Origin of the sequence: Vibrio sp. D431a (assembly GCF_030248655.1) — a bacterium.
Classification (GTDB): Bacteria; Pseudomonadota; Gammaproteobacteria; order Enterobacterales; family Vibrionaceae; genus Vibrio; species Vibrio alginolyticus.
In genome coordinates this window covers 1-2,820 of sequence record NZ_JAHGAP010000071.1, presented here as the reverse complement: position 1 = coordinate 2,820, position 2,820 = coordinate 1, and the positions used below count along the sequence as shown (strand labels likewise).

3 protein-coding genes are annotated in these 2,820 nt (G+C 44.5%); 1 reads left to right on the top strand and 2 read right to left on the bottom strand.

The features are described 5' to 3' along the window. Positions 1-92: 92 nt before the first annotated feature. The gene (locus KJB35_RS27775; RefSeq protein ID WP_104976541.1) at positions 93-887 is read right to left on the bottom strand and encodes a helix-turn-helix transcriptional regulator; all 795 of its coding nucleotides are present in this window, start codon (positions 885-887) and stop codon (positions 93-95) included. A gap of 122 nt (positions 888-1,009) precedes the next feature. On the opposite strand from KJB35_RS27775, the gene KJB35_RS27770 reads away from it, so the two are divergent. Continuing rightward, positions 1,010-1,816: a sulfite exporter TauE/SafE family protein gene (locus tag KJB35_RS27770; protein WP_213907613.1), complete on the top strand. Its 807-nt coding sequence runs from the start codon at positions 1,010-1,012 to the stop codon at positions 1,814-1,816. A gap of 119 nt (positions 1,817-1,935) precedes the next feature. Here the strand turns inward: KJB35_RS27770 and KJB35_RS27765 are convergent. Further along, positions 1,936-2,820: hypothetical protein (locus KJB35_RS27765; RefSeq protein ID WP_285469885.1), on the bottom strand; the 885-nt coding region annotated here is incomplete at its 5' end.

The following is a 2,820-nucleotide window of genomic DNA, read 5'->3' as shown; positions in this document are numbered from 1 at the left end:
AAATGTTATAACATAACAGTTAATCTTTTCAATATTTACCTTTTTTGATTAAAGATAATTAGGGGAACATCATGAGCATGCGAGCACGGAAATTATATTCCGCGATTAGAAAAGTAACGCGTGGGTGAATCGCCATAGACCCGACGAAACATCGCAATAAAGTTACTGGGCGTCGAATAACCTAAAGCATGTGCAATATCTCCCACCGATTCCCCTCGAGCTATCATTTCTAATGAATGTATTAGCAGTACTTGTTGCCGCCATTCACTAAAACTCATGTTTAACTCACTTCGAATCAATCGTCTTAACGTCCGAGATGAGACTGCCCCAATATTGGCCCAATGCTCCACAGAATGTTTGCTGTTTGGGTCTATTAAAATTGCTTGAGTAACTTTTTGCAGTCTCGGATCTCTGGGCAGTGGGATGTGGAGTGACTCATGAGGGCTATTGACGATTTCATCGGATATTACGGCAAGAATACGTAAAGACTGTATGGATAGATCGTCTGTTTTGCTCCATATCGATGCTCTAACCGATAGGGCTTTCAACACATCGCTCAGTTGGATCACACAAGGTCCCATTGGAAACCGCTCACAACTCTCTGGAGTAAACAGTAATGAACGACCTTTCAGAGAACCACAAAAATAAACACTGTGCATCGAACCCGGGGGGATCCAACCAGCTCGGTGAGGTGGTAGTATCCACGTTCCTTCATCGGTTTTGACCTGAATTAGCCCTTCATCTATACACAGTAACTGGCCTCGATGATGACTGTGCCAATTATGTGGCCGTTGATCCAAATGGTTGAAGTCGCTCCTTTCATGCTGCCACTCCTTAACGATCAGTGCGGCGCCATTTTTCCATTCGCTGTAATCAGAGTTTGTCACTTTATTTACTCAATTCCATTTTGGCCATTATTCATTATTTTCTGTCCTCTTAACGTTACCATAGCAAGTTAGCGTTCGAGTAACATTTTAGCAACGACCATTTTATCGAAGGCAGAACCATCATGAACGAACCTATCTTTATTATCTATTACATTACGGCAGGCTTGGGCATTGGCTTTCTCGCAGGACTCGTTGGTGTGGTGGGTGGTGGAATGGCCGTCCCTATTTTTGCGTTTCTATTTTCACTACAGGGAATAGCTGATACGGAAGTAGTGCATCTTGCGTTGGGGACATCAATGGCTTCGATGATTATTACAACATTGGGCAGCATGCGCGCTCACTACAAAAAAGAGAATGTAGACTCGACAATGGTAGTAAAAATGTTGAGCGGAGTTCTAGTCGGAACATTTTGCGCCACATTCGTAGCATCGTATCTACGAGGCGTCTATCTGGCAGGCTTTTTCAGCGTATTCATGTTGTATGTTGCTTATAAGATGTTCCTCAACACTGAAAATGAGTACAACCCTAACCCACATGGGGCTATCGGTAATATCACTGTAGGCTCGGTGATTGGCTCTGTATCAGCACTTGTCTCTATAAGCGGTGCGGGGTTGATCATCCCCTATCTTGTCCAGCAAAATTTTGAGGTAAAACGTGCTATTGGTACCTCTGCTGCGATAGGTTTCCCTATCGCGCTGTCAGGAAGCCTCGGTTACATGTTAAACGGATGGGAAAATACAGATTGGAACAACTTAGTCTTAGGATACATATACCTTCCTGCAATGATCAGCTTCTCCATTAGTAGCTACTTAACTACTAGCCTCGGCGTGCGTTGTGCAGCGTATTTCCCAAATAAAGTTCTTAAGAAAATCGTTGGTATTTTGTGTGTTCTTCTAAGCTTTAAAATGCTGGGACAAGTACTTAATTAAGGCAAATAATACGGTCACTAGTATGTCTTGCAGTATGGTGGAGGGATAAGCCTGCACAAAACTTACTCCTCGCTTTGCTTACTCGAACAGACAATGTGTAAGAAAGTGTCACATTGTTGCTATTCTTGTGGCTTTGTTAGGCTAGTCAGAATTACATCCAAAATTTTCTGGTGATTGTCCTTTCTGGAAACCTCGTCACGCTCCTGGCAAAGTGCTTCCTCCCCTTCTGATGCGAGAATTTTAATGCCACGCTCAGTACATTCTGCGAACGCACTAAACTGACTCACACTGGGGATCTCTTGAAACGTCACATTGGGAAGAGCAACAAGTGATTCGGCTGGTGTCAGTGCGGGATGTAGCCGATCAGAGAGCGCCACCACGGTGATAGCATTGTTCATCAAGGCCAGAGTTTCAGGGACAAAAGTTTTCGTTAGCTCAGGGTTGATAACGACGACCGATTTCAGTTTGTTTTCAGACTGAAATCGGGGGAATTTTTGATCCGGGATGCTGGTAATATCAACGTTATTTTCACGTAACCAATGACAGTCTACATTGGTGGCGTTGTGACACGATGTTCGATATTTCTCCGGGCTTATTTGCGCTCCGGAGAGCATCAGCATAGATGTGCCGCCCAGAAAAAAGCCGACCCCCTGCACTGCATCAGTATCTACGCCTCCGGACAGTATCCCGACCGAACTTAATTCGTTCAGCCCAAGCACCAAATCACTGGTTCTGAATGTGATTTCATCAACAGCCATTTCTGCATTGATTTCGTTCGGTGCAGGAGGCTTTGGTACCACAACGACATAACCTTGTTGCGCCAGGCTCGAGGCTATCCAACCACTGTGGGAAAACGCTGACCGTGTTCCGCCCTGCGACAAAAGCACAACGGGAAATTTTCCACTTGCTAAAGGGGCATCTAACTGCGTTTCGACTGATTTAAAAATGTTCCCCCTACCAAACGAGAAGTTGTTTTTTTCGTTCGTTGTGGGATACCAATAATA

Bases quoted from the DNA above. Each gene is read 5' to 3' on its own strand.
- KJB35_RS27770 (WP_213907613.1), top strand. From the start codon at position 1,010: ATGAACGAACCTATCTTTATTATCTATTACATTACGGCAGGCTTGGGC.